Consider the following 15027-nt stretch of genomic DNA (forward strand, 5'->3'; position numbering starts at 1 on the left):
CCTTCGGCTCATACATGAGCGTGGGCGGCGGGGGCGGTGCACAGATCCTGAATATTGATACGTCAACTTCAGCCTCAGGGTACGTTCAGGGTGGACTCGGAGGCCAAGACGCGGTGGGCGGCAATCTTGCCAACGCACGTGGCAACACCGGCGGCTACGCAATGTTCAACGGCAATTGGGGAATGCTCTCCGGTGGTGGCGCCGCAAGCCCGTTCGACGGCGGCGCCCCGTACAAGGGGGTAAACAACCCGGGTGTTGCGGGTATTCGAGGCTCAGGAGGCAGTGGCTCCTGTTCGTCGCATCCTACGAATTCGTTCGCTGGTGGCGCTGGCGGCAACGCCTTCTGTGAAATCTGGGAGTACGAATAATGGCCCGTTATGCACGAGTGGAAAACGGCGTCGCGGTCGAACTGATCGACACCGGCGACTACGCGATCACCCAACTGTTTGCCCCCGCTTTCGTCGAGACGATGGTGCAGTTGCCGGACGGTATGCAGATCGAAATCGGCGCGCCCGTCGGTGAACTGCGTCAGGAGATTGCGCCGTTGCCTGTTACGAGCAGTCCGGTCATTACCCCTGAAACAGTCCCCGACGAGCAAGACCCTCTGGCGGCAGCGCGGCTTTGGCGCCAGTCCAGTCTGTCGGCCACCGAATGGTGGGTGACGCGGCATCGTGACGAGCAAGAGCTGGGGCGCGGGACGACGCTCAAGGCTGCGCAGTATCTGGAGCTTCTTGAGTACCGCCAGGCGCTGCGCGATTGGCCTGATTCAAGTCAATTTCCCTCGACAGTTTCCCGGCCTTTGGCCCCGACTTGGCTCACTTGCAGAGCAGGAGAAAAATAATGGATTACCCAAATAGTGTTCCCAGCGCCGGGCTGGTGAACGGCAAGTTTGTCGATGAAGACCCGCTAAACGGCTCGCCGGGTTCATTGATTCCGGCAAGTTGGGGCAACGGCGTTACCCAAGAGATTCTCGGCGTAGTGCGGGCCGGTGGACTGACGCCGAGTGAGGCGTCGAATACTCAACTGCTCGGCGCCCTGCGCAGCAATCAATTGTTCCAGACGGCTGCGCCATTCGATGTCAGCCGCTCGGCGGCAACGTCCGAGTTCGTTCAGCGCGCTCTGGGTAACTATGCCGGAGCGCGTGGCGTATCTGCCGCGACGCAACTGACGGCGGCGGATGCGGGATGGGCGATCGGTCTGGGAGGGAACTCGGCGTACACCGTGACACTACCGGATATCGCCACGGTTCCCAACGGTGCAGCGATCACCTTTCACTGCCGCAGTAATGCCGCGATTACCATCGCCTGCACGAGCGGTAGCCAAATAAGCCCGCAGGGCGCCTATTTGACGTCGATTGTGATGAACAGCGGCGAGAGTGCCAATGTCGTCAGGGAGAACGGCATCTGGATAGTTCACGGGACCGCCAGCCTGAAATATGCCGCACTGTTTTCCGGACTGGTGAATAACCCCGGATATCAGAAACACGCCAGTGGAAATATCGATCAGTGGGGCTCGGGACTGTCGAATGCCGCCGGCATCGTCAACGTGACATTCCCGGTTCCATTCCCGAGGGGCTATTTCTCTCTTGTGGCCACCCATGCGGGAGGCGATGTAGCAATGGTCGCATTGATTGCCGTCAGCCAAGTGGGGTGCACGCTGAAAATTCGCGATGCGTCCGGCGCTCTGGCCGGCAATTGCACCGTAAATTATTTTGTAAAGGGCTATTGAATGAACACCTTCAATGTTTTGTTCAGCGCCAGCACTTTGGGCGCGTATGTGCCGGGTATCAATTCAACGGACATTCCCGACGACGTTGTCGAAATTCCCCAGGGCTACTGGATCTCGCTGCTGCAGCAAATGGCTGTCACCTCGAAAGTGATCGGTGTGCGAGCGGATAATGGCTATCCGATCCTGGTCGATCCCCCACCTCCTTCACCCGATGAAGCGGCTGATATCGAGCGCTCATGGCGTACGGCGCAACTGTCTGCCACCGACGGTCTGGTGGCACGTGACCGCGATGAACTCGAGGACGGCGGCGGCACTACATTGACCACTGAGCAATACGCCGAACTGCAAACCTATCGCCGTGAGTTGCGAGACTGGCCGCAAGGTTCGTTTTTTCCGTTCAGCGAGCACCGGCCGGTAGCGCCGAGGTGGCTGGCTGCTGCGCTGTAACTCATCAGGGAAGTTGAAATGGACTATCCAAAAAGCGTTCCCAGCGTCGGGCTGGTGAACGGCAAGTTCGTCAATGAAGATGCCGTCGCCGGCCTGCCCGGATCGCTGATCCCGGCAACCTGGGGCAACAGCGTCACCGATGAGCTGTTGAATGTCGTCAAATCTGCGGGTCTTGAACCCAGCGAAACCGATGCCACGCAACTGTTGCAGGCGCTGAAAAAAATCAGTCAGGCCGGTGAAGACAAGCATGCTGCGGACATCGGGGCAGCCAATCTGTACATGGCCAATTACGTGCCTGCCATCGCTACATTGAAGGACGGTCTGGCGTTGCGCTTTACCGCTGGCAATGCCAATACCGGGGCGAGTACGTTTGCGCCCAATGGCTTGCTGCCCAAGCCATTGGTGAGCCTGGCGCTGAGTGCGTTGCGGCCTGCCGAGATTGTCGCCGGTAGTGTGTGTTCGGTGGTGTACAGCGCGGCGCTGGACAGTTGGGTACTGGTGTATGCAAGCGGTGCTGGTGCAGCGAGTGGACGGTTATTGGGAGTGAAGACGTTTACCTCGTCTGGCACTTATGTGCCGACGGTGGGGATGAGGAATGTGCTGGTCAAAGTAGTGGGTGGTGGTGGCGGGAGTGCCGGAGTTGCAGCTACGAGCGCAAACGAAACTTCGCTTGCGGGGGGAGGGGCCTCGGGCAGTTATGCTGAGTCATGGATTTCATCGGTGCCTGTTGGAAGCAGTCAGGTCATCACGGTAGGCGTCGGTGGCACACCGGGAGCCATTGGCGTGAGCGGTGGGCCTGGTGGAACAAGTTCTGTCGGCTCTCTGGTATCCGCTCCTGGGGGGAACGGATCATCCCGTTTTGAAACGATCGCGGTTGCCGGCTTCGGTCTATTCGTGGGAGGTACGCCAGGCATCAACGCAACCGGAGGCAACATCATCAACAGCGGTGGAGCTGCGGGAAGCCCGGGAATCAATGTCAATGGTTCAATTCTTGCGGGTCATGGCGGGAGTTCACCGCTAGGCAGTGGCGGCGCTGGTAGAGGCGCTGGTTCGGGTGCAGCATCGGGCAGCGGCTATGGCTCCGGAGCGGGTGGTATCGCCAATGGCCCCAGCCAGCCAGGTTATCCAGGCGGAGCAGGGGCGCCGGGCGTTGTGATCATTTACGAGTACGCCTGATGAAAACCTACGCACGTATCGTCAATAACACTGTGGTCGAGCTGTTCTCCACCGGCGGCAACATGGCCGAGATGTTCCATCCGGATCTGCTGTGGGTCGACATCACCGACGTGACACCGACACCGCAAATCGACTGGAGCGCGAACTTCGGCACTCTCGGCTGGGTGTTCACGGCCCCCGAAGTCGCGCCCCCGAACAACACCCTGACAACTCTGGCAAAAAAATGGCTGGGGGCCGTTGCTCGCCAACCATGATTCAATCGAAGCCTCCAGGGAGGATTACGCATCATGCAAATAACTGAAGACAACCTTAAAACCATCATGCCCAACGCCCGCTCCCAAGCGGGCGTTTTTGTTTCTGCACTGAATAACGCAATGACTCGCCGCCATATCGACACGCCAAAACGCATCGCTGCGTTCCTCGCGCAAATCGGCCACGAGTCGGGGCAGTTGCAGTACGTGCGTGAACTGGGCAATAACCAGTACCTGAGCAAATACGACACCGGCACGCTGGCGCTGCGTCTGGGCAATACACCTGAGGCGGACGGCGACGGGCAGAAGTACCGTGGGCGCGGGCTGATCCAGATCACCGGGCGCAGCAACTATCGCCAGTGCAGTCTTGGCCTGTTCGGCGATGAGCGTCTGCTGTCCTTGCCGGAATTGCTTGAGCAACCGCAATGGGCGGCCGAATCTGCTGCGTGGTTCTGGGAACAGAACGGCTTGAATGAACTGGCTGATCGCGACCAGTTCAACAGCATCACCCGGCGGATCAACGGCGGGTTGAATGGCTTGCAGGATCGGCTGGATATCTGGACGCGGGCGAGGGCGGTGCTATGCCCATCTCCTGGCGTTTGATCGGCTTTTTGTTGCTGGCTGCACTGGCCGCCGCGCTTGCCTGGCAGTTTCAGGACTGGCGCTACGGGCGACAACTGGCCGTGCAGGCCCGGCTGCACGCCGACACCCTCAATCAACTGACTTCGGCTGCCGCCACCGCGCAGCAGGCCGAGCAGGACAAACGTCTGGCGCTGGAGCAACGGCTCGCGACCAGCGAACAGACCCACTATCGAGCACTCAGTGATGCCCAACGTGATCAGGATCGCCTGCGCGATCGTCTTGCCACTGCTGATCTGCGCCTGTCAGTCCTCATCGATGCCGGTGACGCTGCCCAAGGCTGCGGGGTGCCAGCCACCGCCGGCTCCGGCAGCATGGATCATGCAGCCGTACGCGCCCGACTTGACCCGGCGCATGCTCAACGAATTATCGCCATCACCGACACCGGCGACCGCGGACTGATTGCCTTGCAGGCCTGTCAGGCCTATGTCAGAGCGCTGGCGGCCGAACATTTTGAATGAGTCTGTGTATTGAAAGCGCAACCGGGTCGTGTACGGTGGAGGCATTCCAAACGATCCGGAGCACGCCGTGAAAGAGATCACTCAATTGGCCGCCGAACTGGGCAGACGTCTGCAACTGCTCAATGCCCACGTCACTACCGCCGAATCCTGCACCGGTGGCGGCATCGCCGAAGCGATCACGCGGATTCCGGGCAGCTCGGCGTGGTTCGAGGCCGGCTATGTAACCTACTCCAACCGGCAGAAAACCCGGCAACTGAACGTACCCGCCGAATTGTTCGACACGGTGGGGGCGGTCAGCAGCGAGGTGGTCGAGTCGATGGTGCGGGGCGCGCAGAAGCACAGCCTGGCGCGGTTTGCCGTGGCGGTCAGTGGCGTAGCCGGGCCCGACGGCGGCACACCGAACAAACCGGTGGGCACCGTGTGGCTGGCCTGGGGCGTGGGCGATGCGGTTTCCAGCGAGGTTCAGCACTTCCCCGGCAACCGCGACGAAGTGCGCCGACAAACGGTGAAGGCCGCGCTAGAGGGGCTGTTGCGACTAGCGGCACGAGAAATCGAAAATCAGGGGTAGGCGATCCGCGAACGCTGTGGAATAATACTGGCTACTTATACAGGTGTTGGCCGTCAGGCCTTATTGATTACGTGAGGACTTTAATGGACGACAACAAGAAGAAAGCCTTGGCTGCGGCCCTGGGTCAGATCGAACGTCAATTCGGCAAGGGTGCCGTAATGCGTATGGGCGATCAGGACCGTCAGGCGATCCCGGCCATTTCCACCGGCTCTCTGGGTCTGGACATCGCACTCGGCATCGGCGGTCTGCCAAAAGGCCGTATCGTTGAAATCTACGGTCCTGAATCTTCCGGTAAAACCACACTGACGCTGTCCGTGATCGCCCAGGCTCAAAAAGCCGGCGCGACCTGCGCCTTCGTCGACGCCGAACACGCCCTCGACCCTGAGTACGCCGGCAAGCTGGGCGTCAACGTCGACGACCTGCTGGTTTCCCAGCCGGACACTGGCGAACAGGCACTGGAAATCACCGACATGCTGGTGCGCTCCAACGCCGTTGACGTGATCATCGTCGACTCCGTAGCCGCTCTGGTACCGAAGGCTGAAATCGAAGGCGAAATGGGTGACATGCACGTGGGCCTGCAAGCCCGTCTGATGTCCCAGGCGCTGCGTAAAATCACCGGTAACATCAAGAACGCCAACTGCCTGGTGATCTTCATCAACCAGATCCGCATGAAGATCGGCGTGATGTTCGGCAGCCCGGAAACCACCACCGGTGGTAACGCGCTGAAGTTCTACGCTTCGGTCCGTCTCGACATCCGCCGTACCGGCGCGGTGAAGGAAGGCGATGAAGTGGTCGGCAGCGAAACCCGCGTCAAGGTTGTGAAGAACAAGGTGGCTTCGCCGTTCCGTCAGGCCGAGTTCCAGATTCTTTACGGCAAGGGCATCTACCTCAATGGCGAGATGATCGACCTGGGCGTGCTGCACGGCTTCGTCGAGAAATCCGGCGCCTGGTACGCCTATGAAGGCACCAAGATCGGTCAGGGCAAGGCCAACTCGGCCAAGTTCCTGGCAGACAACCCGGAAGTCGCTGCCAAGCTCGAGAAGCAGCTGCGTGACAAACTGCTGTCGCCAGCGGTGATCGCGGACTCCAAGGCCTCTGCGGTCAAAGAGACCGAAGACGACCTGGCTGACGCTGATATCTGATCGCAGCGATGACCACCGCCGTACTCGATACCCTCGTCGCGGTGCGGCGAACTGCCATGGACCTGCTCGCTCGACGCGAGCACGGTCGAGTCGAGCTGACGCGCAAGCTGCGTCAGCGCGGTGCTGAGGCGGAAATGATCGAAACAGCCCTCGACCGGTTGACGGAAGAGGGGCTGCTGTCCGAAGCCCGTTACCTTGAAAGCTTTGTTTCCTACCGTGCCCGTTCCGGATATGGCCCTTTGCGTATTCGCGAAGAGTTGGGCCAGCGCGGTTTGCAACGGGCCGATATCGAAGTCGCCCTGCGTGAAAGTGGTATCGACTGGCAGGAGCAGCTTCGGGATACCTGGCAGCGCAAGTTCTCCGGACATTTGCCAATTGATGCCAAGGAACGCGCCAAACAGGGCCGCTTCCTCGCTTATCGGGGCTTTTCGATGGAGATGATCAACCGCTTGTTCAGCGGCAGAGGGATGGACGATTAAGACAATTCAATGAAAACGGCCCGCTATGAAAATAGCGGGCCGTTTTTTTTTGCCTTCAAATTACCTTCGATGGCTCACGAGCGCGCTGTGTGGTCTGAGGTTTGGTGTGTGCCCAGTTTTCCGGGAGGTTGATGTAGTCCACCAACTCCCTGAGACGACCATGATCCCGGGCATTGAACGCGAAGGCCAGGCGCACCAGGTGGCTGTACTGCGCTTCGTCATGTTCCTCGCCGCTGTAAGCGTGTTGATGGAACTGGTCACTCAGGCACAGATCGGCAAACGCTTGCTGCATATGCTCCAGGGCCTGGTCGCTGAGCTTGTGATGCATACGGATCACGAACTGGCGCTTGAGCCAGCGACTGGAGTGAAAGTTGCTGTAGAACTGATTGATCAGTTCCACCGCCTCATCAACGCTGTAGACCAGTCGCATCAGTTGCAGGTCGGTGGGCAGGATGTAGCGGTTTTCCTCCAGTTGCTGGCGGATGAAATCCAGTGCGCCTTGCCAGAACGTTCCGCCGGGCATATCCAGCAACACCACCGGCACCAATGGGCTTTTTCCGGTCTGGATCAGTGTCAGCACCTCCAGAGCTTCGTCCAGGGTGCCGAATCCGCCCGGACACAGCACCAGCGCATCGGCTTCCTTGACGAAGAACAGTTTGCGAGTGAAGAAAAAGTGGAACGGCAGCAGATTGCCCGTGCCGTCCACCGTCGGGTTGGCATGTTGCTCGAAGGGCAGGGTGATATTGAACCCGAGGCTATGGTCGCGCCCGGCACCTTCATGCGCTGCAGCCATGATCCCGCCACCGGCACCGGTGATGACCATCATGTCCGAGCGCGTCAGGGCGGCGCCGAGTTCCCGGGCCATTGCGTACAGTGGATGTTCGACCGGCGTGCGCGCCGAGCCGAACACGGTGACTTTGCGTCGTCCCTTGAACTGTTCCAGCACCCGGAATGCCTGCTCCAGTTCGCGCAAGGCTTGCAGGGTGATTTTGGCGTTCCAGCGGTTGTGATCTTCCTGGGCCATGCGCAGCACGGTCAGGATCATGTCGCGATAAATTGGCAGGTTCGGGCTGTTGGGGGAAACCTGGCTGAGTTGTTCTTCGACCTTGCTGATCAGGTCGGGACCGTTTTCCTGAAAATGACGGCTGAGCAGGTCATTCGGTTGGTAAGGCATTCGACGTCTCCTTCTGCACAGAGCTTGTGGCCCTGACGTGCGGCGTCAGTGCCGCGCTGCAAATAACGCATCCGGCAGCTCCTTTTTCTGCCGTGAACAGGTGGGCGGGAATACTTTGAATCTAGACCCTTGCGCGCGATTGCGCTGAGTTGATCATTACGCCACGAGGACTTTTCTGGCAACCGAAGATTGGCGATGGGTATGGCCATTCGCCGCTCGTCCGAACGTCTACCGAACGCCGGGCGCTCTGATTTACTAACTTACAGGCGCCGTACGACAGCTTTGCGTCAGTGAACGTACGCAAGGCGCATGCTTTTAAAGGATTCGCGGGTGGCAAGGAGGCGGGATAGATGGCCAGAGTGGTTCTGGAGATCGATACGCAGCTGTATCGGATGTTGAAAGCGTCAGCCGAGACCAATCAAGTGAGTCTCGAAGAGGAGTGCTGCCGTCGGTTGGCGGGGGGAGAGCGACGCTCTCGCTACTTGCAGGCGCTGGTGGCCGAGTTGCGCGCCGAGGATGAACAGCGGCGCGCCAATACCGGTTGATTTACTTCTTCTTGGCCGGGGCCGCTTTCGGGCAATCGGAATCCTGATAGCTGGCCGAGCCGATGGCCTTGTTGGTTTTATATTCACTGAAGTCGTAACGCATGATCGCGCCCTTGGCCATCAGCTTGCGGTACGACGGGTTATTGCACACCGAAGCACCCAGCTGGAAATACACGGCTTTGGGGTCTGCGCGCATCTTTTCCGCGTGGCTTGCCTGCACGCTCAGGTGATTGATCAGGGTAACGCCCTCAACGGTATAACCCTGATCGAGAATGTCTTCGTTGATCGCCCGTGGCGTGCCGACGCTGCTTTGTTCTGCAATGTTGCGCAGTTCTCGGTTCAGGTTCTGCTCTTTCAGGGACGCAGCCTGTGCGCTGAAGGACAACGCCAATGCGATGGCCGCGGTAGGAACGATAAGGCGCAGCATGAAACTCTCCTGATTCAGTGACTGGTGGTTCGACCAGCCCCGTGGCTGTGCGTTCAGTGGCGGCGAATTATAGGGGAGCTGGTCTGGACGGTACAGGCTTGTGCCCGTCGCTCTGATAAACTGGCGGCCTTTATTGCCCTGCCGAGTGATGTTCGTGTCGAGTTTTCCTGCCTTCGGGCGCTGCCTGCAATGAATCACGCCCCCAACGCCGTCGCCCGCCTGCGCGACCAACGCGAAGATGAAGGTATCAAACCGATTCAGGCCCGGGGGTTTCGCTCCGAGCGTTGCCGCGACTGTCGGGTGATCATCAGCCATTGCCTGTGCGCCTGGCGCCCGACGGTCGACACCCGTTCCGGCGTATGCCTGATCATGACCGGCAAGGAAGTGTTCAAGCCGAGCAACACTGGCTGGCTGATTGCCGACGTGGTGCGCGACAACCATGCATTCATCTGGTCCCGCACCGAACCCGATCCGCAAATGCTGGCGTTGCTCAACGATCCGCAATGGCAACCGTACCTGGTGTTTCCCGGTGAATACGTCGAGCCGTCGCGAGTGACCAACACCGTCGCACTCGATAGCAGCAAGCGGCCGCTGTTCATTCTGCTGGACGCGACCTGGACCGAAGCGCGCAAGATCTTCCGCAAGAGTCCGTACTTCGACCGCTTGCCGATTCTCAGCCTGCTGCCCGACAGACTTTCGCGCTATCGCCTGCGCCGTTCCACCCGCAGCGAGCATCTGTGCACCGCCGAAGTGGCGGCGTTGTGCCTGGAACTGGCCGGTGACAGCGACGCCGCGTCGGCACTGGACGCCTATTTCGATGTGTTCAGCCAGCATTATCTGGGCGCCAAACAGCAGCTGGACCTCAACGAGTCGACGGCGGCCCATGCCGAGTTGCTGCCTTATATACGAAAGCCGCAAGCGGTGTTGGCCCCATAGTGGCCCATACTTCACCCAGCGGCGGCCGTGCTGCTTGACCACCCCGGCTTCGCTGGGCATGCTTGGCGCCGATTAGGGTGCGGCCAAGGTTTGAAACGCCGTGTTTGCAAGAGTTTGGCGTTGAACGTGCCCCTGTGGATGCCGCTGCCCGGCGGTATCTTGAGTTGCTTTGGTAAGGCCCGAACGCGTCGGATCTGCCATCAAAAACAGGATCATTTGAAAAATGGCCACATACGACATCCTGATTGCCGATGATCACCCTCTGTTTCGTAGCGCACTGCACCAAGCGGTGACCCTGGGCCTTGGCCCGGACGTACGACTGGTGGAGGTGGCGAGCATTGCTGAACTGGAAGCACGCCTGACCGAGAAGGCTGACTGGGATCTGGTTCTGCTGGACCTGAACATGCCCGGGGCTTTCGGGTTTTCCGGGTTGGTCATGCTGAGAGGGCAATACCCGCAGATTCCGGTGGTGATGGTCTCGGCGCAGGAAGAAGCGTCAGTCATGGTCAAGTCCCGGGAATTCGGTGCCAGTGGCTTCATTCCCAAGTCCAGCGATCTGCAAGTGATTCAGGAAGCGGTACGCAAAGTGCTCGATGGCGATGTGTTCTGGCCACCGCAGGCGTTCGAAGCGGTGAGTGTCTCTGACGAGGCCAAGGCCGCCAGCGACGGCCTCGCCAGCCTGACGCCGCAGCAGTTCCGCGTACTGACCATGGTCTGTGAAGGCTTGCTGAACAAGCAGATTGCCTATGAGCTGAACGTATCCGAAGCGACCATCAAGGCCCACGTCACGGCGATCTTTCGCAAGTTGAACGTGCGCACCCGAACGCAGGCAGCTTTACTTCTGCAACAACTTGAGTCAATTCCGAGCCAATAAAGGCTGGCGTCTTCACGCTTTTTTGACTTTTGTTGCTCTAGCTTTCCCACTCCTTTCTGGTTGGTTTTTACTTTATGTCACCTTTCAAGGGCCAGACCGGCCTGAAACGCATCCTCAACGCTTCCGGTTACTCGCTGGACGGCCTGCGTGCCGCCTTCACCGGCGAAGCAGCGTTCCGCCAACTGGTGCTGCTCAATGTGGTGCTGATTCCGTTGACGTTCTTCCTGAACGTCAGCCGCGTCGAACAGGCGCTACTGATCGCCGTGTGCCTGCTGGCATTGATCGTCGAGCTGCTGAACTCGGCGGTAGAAGCGGCCATTGACCGCATTTCGCTGGAACTGCACCCGCTGTCGAAGAACGCCAAGGACATGGGCAGCGCCGCGCAATTCGTGGCCCTGAGCATGATTGCTCTGGTGTGGGCAGTGATTCTGCTTTAAGCGATACTCGGCAAGACGATCTCGTCGCTGCGCTGCACCCCGGCGGTGAAAGCGCGGCACAGGTCGAGAAACTCGCGCATGGCCGACGTCTGATATTTCTGCTTGTGCCAGATGAAGTAGAACTGTCGGGACAGATCCAGATCCGGGGTTTCCACCGCCACCAGGCTGCCGCGTCGAAAAGCATCACGCAGTGCCAGCCGCGAAATACAGCCAATCCCCAATCCCGATTCCACCGCGCGCTTGATCGCTTCGGTGTGTTCCAGCTCCAGACGAATATTCAGCGCACTGCGATGATGCCGCATGGCCTGATCGAAGGTCAGCCGTGTGCCGGAGCCTTGTTCACGCAGGATCCACGCCTCGTGGGTCAGCTCTTCCATGGTCGCACTGCCGCGTTTGGCCAGCGGATGTTGCGGCGCGCAAAACACCACCAGCTCATCCTCGACCCAGCTCTGCACTTCGATATCCGGGTGGCTGCAGTCGCCTTCGATTAGACCCAGATCAATTTCATAATGGGCCACTTGATGCACGATATTGGCAGTGTTCTGTACATGCAGCTTCACCTGGCTTTCCGGATGGCGCTGCATGAAGCCGCCGATCAACAGAGTCGCCAGGTAATTGCCGATGGTCAGGGTGGCACCCACCGACAGTGAGCCAAAACCGGATTTGCCGTTGAGCAGGTCTTCGATTTCCTTGGACTGGTCGAGCAGGGCCACCGCTTGCGGCAACAGCTGCTTGCCGAGGGCGTTGAGGCTCAGGCGTTTGCCGGCACGGTCGAACAGCTGGCAGCTGGACTGGCGCTCCAGTTCAGTGATCGAAGTGCTTGCCGCCGACTGCGAGAGGTTGAGCAGACCCGCAGCACGGGATACGCTTTCCTGCTGGGCGACGGCGACGAAGACTTGCAGTTGACGAAGAGTAAATCGCATATCGATATAACCGATAACCCTTATCTTAATAATCCAGTTAACAGATATTGTCGTCGCTATTAGAATGCGATGCAATTGCGCACTGTCGGCCGCAAAGGCGAGCGCAGACCCAATATCCAGGAGTCCCACGTACATGAGCAACATGAACCACGAGCGTGTCCTCAGTGTTCACCACTGGAACGACACTCTGTTCAGCTTCAAGTGCACCCGCGATCCGGGCCTGCGCTTCGAGAACGGTCAGTTCGTGATGATCGGCCTGCAACAGCCCAACGGCCGCCCGCTTATGCGCGCTTACTCGATCGCCAGCCCGAACTGGGAAGAGCATCTCGAGTTCTTCAGCATCAAGGTGCAGGACGGTCCGTTGACCTCCCAGTTGCAGCACCTGAAGGAAGGCGACGAGATCATCATCTCGAAAAAGCCTACCGGCACCCTGGTACTGGATGACCTGAACCCGGGCAAGCACCTGTATCTGCTGAGCACCGGCACCGGTCTTGCGCCGTTCATGAGCGTGATCCAGGACCCGGAAACCTACGAGCGCTTCGAAAAAGTGATCCTGGTGCACGGCGTGCGCTACGTCAACGAAGTCGCCTACCGCGAATTCATCACCGAGCACCTGCCGCAGAACGAGTTCTTCGGTGAAGCGCTGCGTGACAAGCTGATCTACTACCCGACCGTGACCCGCGAGCCGTTCGAGAACCAGGGCCGTCTGACCGACCTGATGCGCAGCGGCAAGCTGTTCAGCGACATCGGTCTGCCACCGATCAATCCGCAGGACGACCGCGCGATGATCTGCGGCAGCCCGAGCATGCTCGACGAGACCAGCGAAGTGCTCGACAGCTTCGGCCTGAAGATCTCGGCGCGGATGCGCGAGCCAGGTGACTACCTGATCGAGCGTGCGTTCGTCGAGAAGTAAGCCCCACGAAAAAGCCCCCATTGCCTATGCAGGCAATGGGGGCTTTTTTATGCCCGAAATATTTCCTTCCTGCCTGCGTGAATCCATGTAGGAGCTGCCGCAGGCTGCGATCTTTTGATCTTAAAAAGGCAAGATCAAAAGATCGCAGCCTTCGGCAGCTCCTACATGGGGCATGTGTTTCAAGTTGTGGCGGGGATGACTTCCAGCACGCGAATCTGCTCCGGCGTCGGGTAATGCCAGCGCACGTCCAGATCCCAGAACTGCGCACCGTACTCGCGCTCCGGCGCCGGCGTCTGATACGCCGGGCGCGGATCCTGCGCCAGGCACTGCTCGATCAACTCGACCAAAGGCTCGCCAAGGCGCTGAGCATGCCCGTGCGCCTGTTGCAGCGCGGCGTCCGTCCACTGCACGTCGATCAGATGCGGCGCGGCACTGGCGATGCTGTTGGAGGCTTCGGGGATGATATCGGCGTAAGGCACATAAGGTTTGATGTCGAGAATCGGCGTGCCGTCGAGCAAATCGATCCCCGAAATGAACAGCCGATTGGCCTCAACCTTGTCCAGCTTCACCACCGACTGCCCGATGCCATTGGGCCGGTGCGTCGCGCGGGTGGCGAATACCCCCATTGACTTGTTGCCGCCCAAACGTGGCGGGCGGACCTTCAGCCGTGGTTTTTCTTCCAGCGCCTGATGAAACAGGAACAGCAGCCAGACATGGCTGACCTGCTCCAGGCCTTGCACGGCATCACCCTGATCGAACGGCGCTACCAGCTCCAGCACGCCACGGGCAGCGGGGGCCAGTTGCGGCTGGCGCGGGATGGCGAACTTCTCCTTGAAGCAGGAGCGCACGAAGCCGATAGGGGAGACGTTGTAGGTCATGGTCTGGAGTCGAGGCGGGGGCAGGGTGGGGATGATAACCCGGAGGGGTTCAGGGCGGGTGTTGACCGGGCCGACGCCTTCGCGGGCGAGCCCGCTCCCACAGGGATTTCAGTTGAAATCAGATTTTGTGTCCGTCACAAAACCTGTGGGAACGGGCTTGCCCGCGAAGGCCGCGCCGCCGATTCAGAGCTTGCGCTGCAGATCAGCCGCGAACGCGCAGGGTCAGGCCCTTGAGGAAGTTGCGCAGCAACTGGTCGCCGCACGGACGGTAGTTGGTGTGGCCGACCTTGCGGAACAGTGCGCTCAGCTCAGGCTTGGACACCGGGAATTCGGCAGCCTTGAGGATCGCGTGCATGTCGTCTTCTTTGAGTTCGAAGGCCACGCGCAGCTTTTTCAGGATGATGTTGTTGGTCACCGGCACTTCGATCGGTTGCGGCGGACGGCTTTCGTCCTTGCCGCGCTTGAAGATCACCAGACCGTCGAGGAAGTGCGCCATGACTTCGTCCGGGCAGCGCACGAAACCCTCTTCGTCTTCTTCTTTCTTGTCGAGGTACGCGACGACATCCTTCAACTCCACGTCCAGGCCGCCGAGCTTGATGATCTCGATGACTTTCTTGTCGCTGATGTCGAGCATGTAGCGCACGCTACGCAGTACGTCGTTATGAATCATGTGGGTAATCCTGATAATCGTTGTGGGCAACGCGCGGGCACGCTGCCGGAATGTGGGGGCAACAGAGGCGTCAGAACTTCTCTTTGCCGGACAGGTAGCGCCATTGGCCGACCGGGACCTTGCCGATCGACACACCGCCGATGCGGATGCGACGAATACCGATGACCTTCAGGCCAACCGCTTCGCAGAACTGGGCGATGATTCTCGGCTGCGGGTTCTTCATGGCGAAGCGCAGGCGGTTTTCGTTCTGCCAGCTGGCCTTGACCGGCGGCAGTTCCTTGCCCTTGTGCGTGAGGCCGTGCTGCAGGCGGTTAAGGCCGTGAGCAACCATGTCGCCTTCGACTTCGACCACGTATTCC

General features: G+C 59.6%; 20 protein-coding genes and 2 pseudogenes. 16 read left to right on the forward strand and 6 right to left on the reverse strand.

Translation table 11 applies throughout. The features are described 5' to 3' along the window. From DBR18_RS28555 to recX, 11 genes and pseudogenes are all read left to right on the forward strand, one after another. Window positions 1-368 (forward strand): annotated as a pseudogene (locus tag DBR18_RS28555) (hypothetical protein); the annotation flags it as partial. Next, on the forward strand, window positions 368-841 hold the full coding sequence (locus DBR18_RS21185; RefSeq protein WP_108591786.1) for a phage tail assembly chaperone: 474 nt from the start codon (window positions 368-370) through the stop codon (window positions 839-841). The pseudogene DBR18_RS28555 and the gene DBR18_RS21185, both read left to right, overlap by 1 nt. Continuing rightward, complete coding sequence (locus DBR18_RS21190; protein WP_108591787.1) at window positions 841-1728, forward strand: phage tail protein; 888 nt, start codon at window positions 841-843, stop codon at window positions 1726-1728. Before DBR18_RS21185 ends, DBR18_RS21190 begins: the two co-directional genes overlap by 1 nt. After that, window positions 1729-2175 (forward strand): phage tail assembly chaperone, encoded by a 447-nt coding sequence (locus DBR18_RS21195; protein WP_108591788.1) that lies wholly within the window; start codon window positions 1729-1731, stop codon window positions 2173-2175. Between the two features lie 18 nt (window positions 2176-2193). Continuing rightward, a complete protein-coding gene (locus DBR18_RS21200; protein ID WP_108591789.1) occupies window positions 2194-3351 on the forward strand; it encodes a hypothetical protein in 1158 nt (385 codons plus the stop codon). Further along, complete coding sequence (locus DBR18_RS21205) at window positions 3351-3605, forward strand: hypothetical protein (protein WP_108591790.1); 255 nt, start codon at window positions 3351-3353, stop codon at window positions 3603-3605. The genes DBR18_RS21200 and DBR18_RS21205 overlap by 1 nt, the downstream gene beginning before the upstream one ends. Window positions 3606-3638: 33 nt before the next feature. Next, window positions 3639-4205: a glycoside hydrolase family 19 protein gene (locus tag DBR18_RS21210; RefSeq protein ID WP_108591791.1), complete on the forward strand. Its 567-nt coding sequence runs from the start codon at window positions 3639-3641 to the stop codon at window positions 4203-4205. After that, window positions 4184-4702, forward strand: a complete 519-nt coding sequence (locus DBR18_RS21215; protein WP_108591792.1) for a lysis system i-spanin subunit Rz — start codon at window positions 4184-4186, stop codon at window positions 4700-4702. Before DBR18_RS21210 ends, DBR18_RS21215 begins: the two co-directional genes overlap by 22 nt. Before the next feature lie 67 nt (window positions 4703-4769). After that, a complete protein-coding gene (locus tag DBR18_RS21220; RefSeq protein ID WP_108591793.1) occupies window positions 4770-5270 on the forward strand; it encodes a CinA family protein in 501 nt (166 codons plus the stop codon). An 83-nt stretch (window positions 5271-5353) separates the two neighbouring features. Then, window positions 5354-6412, forward strand: a complete 1059-nt coding sequence (recA, locus tag DBR18_RS21225; RefSeq protein WP_003222269.1) for a recombinase RecA — start codon at window positions 5354-5356, stop codon at window positions 6410-6412. Window positions 6413-6420: 8 nt separating this feature from the next. Continuing rightward, entirely contained in the window at window positions 6421-6891 is a 471-nt protein-coding gene (recX, locus tag DBR18_RS21230; RefSeq protein ID WP_108591794.1) for a recombination regulator RecX, read from the forward strand. A gap of 55 nt (window positions 6892-6946) precedes the next feature. Here the strand turns inward: recX and DBR18_RS21235 are convergent, their stop codons facing one another. Then, a complete protein-coding gene (locus DBR18_RS21235) occupies window positions 6947-8065 on the reverse strand; it encodes an LOG family protein (RefSeq protein ID WP_108591795.1) in 1119 nt (372 codons plus the stop codon). A 350-nt stretch (window positions 8066-8415) separates the two neighbouring features. On the opposite strand from DBR18_RS21235, the gene DBR18_RS21240 reads away from it, so the two are divergent. After that, window positions 8416-8610: a hypothetical protein gene (locus tag DBR18_RS21240; protein ID WP_007964369.1), complete on the forward strand. Its 195-nt coding sequence runs from the start codon at window positions 8416-8418 to the stop codon at window positions 8608-8610. Between the two features lies 1 nt (window position 8611). On the opposite strand, the gene DBR18_RS21245 is transcribed toward DBR18_RS21240, so the two are convergent. Then, on the reverse strand, window positions 8612-9037 hold the full coding sequence (locus tag DBR18_RS21245; protein WP_047601217.1) for a PA3611 family quorum-sensing-regulated virulence factor: 426 nt from the start codon (window positions 9035-9037) through the stop codon (window positions 8612-8614). Window positions 9038-9226: 189 nt separating this feature from the next. Here DBR18_RS21245 and DBR18_RS21250 point away from each other — a divergent pair, with 189 nt between their 5' ends. The 3 genes from DBR18_RS21250 (at window position 9227) to DBR18_RS21260 (ending at window position 11284) form a co-directional block, all read left to right on the forward strand. Then, window positions 9227-9973 (forward strand): tRNA-uridine aminocarboxypropyltransferase, encoded by a 747-nt coding sequence (locus DBR18_RS21250; RefSeq protein WP_108591796.1) that lies wholly within the window; start codon window positions 9227-9229, stop codon window positions 9971-9973. Window positions 9974-10196: 223 nt separating this feature from the next. After that, window positions 10197-10847 carry a response regulator transcription factor ErdR gene (gene erdR / locus DBR18_RS21255; RefSeq protein WP_108591797.1) on the forward strand — a complete coding sequence of 217 codons (651 nt, stop codon included), beginning with the start codon at window positions 10197-10199 and terminating at the stop codon, window positions 10845-10847. Window positions 10848-10921: 74 nt separating this feature from the next. After that, entirely contained in the window at window positions 10922-11284 is a 363-nt protein-coding gene (locus DBR18_RS21260; protein WP_003222276.1) for a diacylglycerol kinase, read from the forward strand. Here DBR18_RS21260 and DBR18_RS21265 read toward each other — a convergent pair. After that, window positions 11281-12207, reverse strand: coding sequence for a LysR family transcriptional regulator (locus DBR18_RS21265; protein WP_025110814.1), 927 nt, complete (start codon window positions 12205-12207; stop codon window positions 11281-11283). The two genes, DBR18_RS21260 and DBR18_RS21265, sit on opposite strands and share 4 nt — an antisense overlap. A 133-nt stretch (window positions 12208-12340) precedes the next feature. Between DBR18_RS21265 and fpr the strand changes: the two genes are divergently transcribed. Beyond that, complete coding sequence (fpr, locus tag DBR18_RS21270) at window positions 12341-13120, forward strand: ferredoxin-NADP reductase (protein ID WP_007908723.1); 780 nt, start codon at window positions 12341-12343, stop codon at window positions 13118-13120. A 179-nt stretch (window positions 13121-13299) separates the two neighbouring features. Here fpr and tsaA read toward each other — a convergent pair whose 3' ends face one another. The 3 genes and pseudogenes from tsaA to DBR18_RS29640 form a co-directional block, all read right to left on the reverse strand. Beyond that, on the reverse strand, window positions 13300-13998 hold the full coding sequence (gene tsaA, locus DBR18_RS21275; protein WP_108591798.1) for a tRNA (N6-threonylcarbamoyladenosine(37)-N6)-methyltransferase TrmO: 699 nt from the start codon (window positions 13996-13998) through the stop codon (window positions 13300-13302). 202 nt (window positions 13999-14200) lie between these two features. After that, window positions 14201-14668, reverse strand: coding sequence for a DUF1456 family protein (locus DBR18_RS21280; RefSeq protein WP_041072212.1), 468 nt, complete (start codon window positions 14666-14668; stop codon window positions 14201-14203). Between the two features lie 70 nt (window positions 14669-14738). Beyond that, window positions 14739-15027 (reverse strand): annotated as a pseudogene (locus DBR18_RS29640) (RNA-binding protein); the annotation flags it as partial.

Source organism: Pseudomonas sp. HMWF021 (assembly GCF_003061005.1).
In the GTDB taxonomy this organism is placed as follows: Bacteria; Pseudomonadota; Gammaproteobacteria; order Pseudomonadales; family Pseudomonadaceae; genus Aquipseudomonas.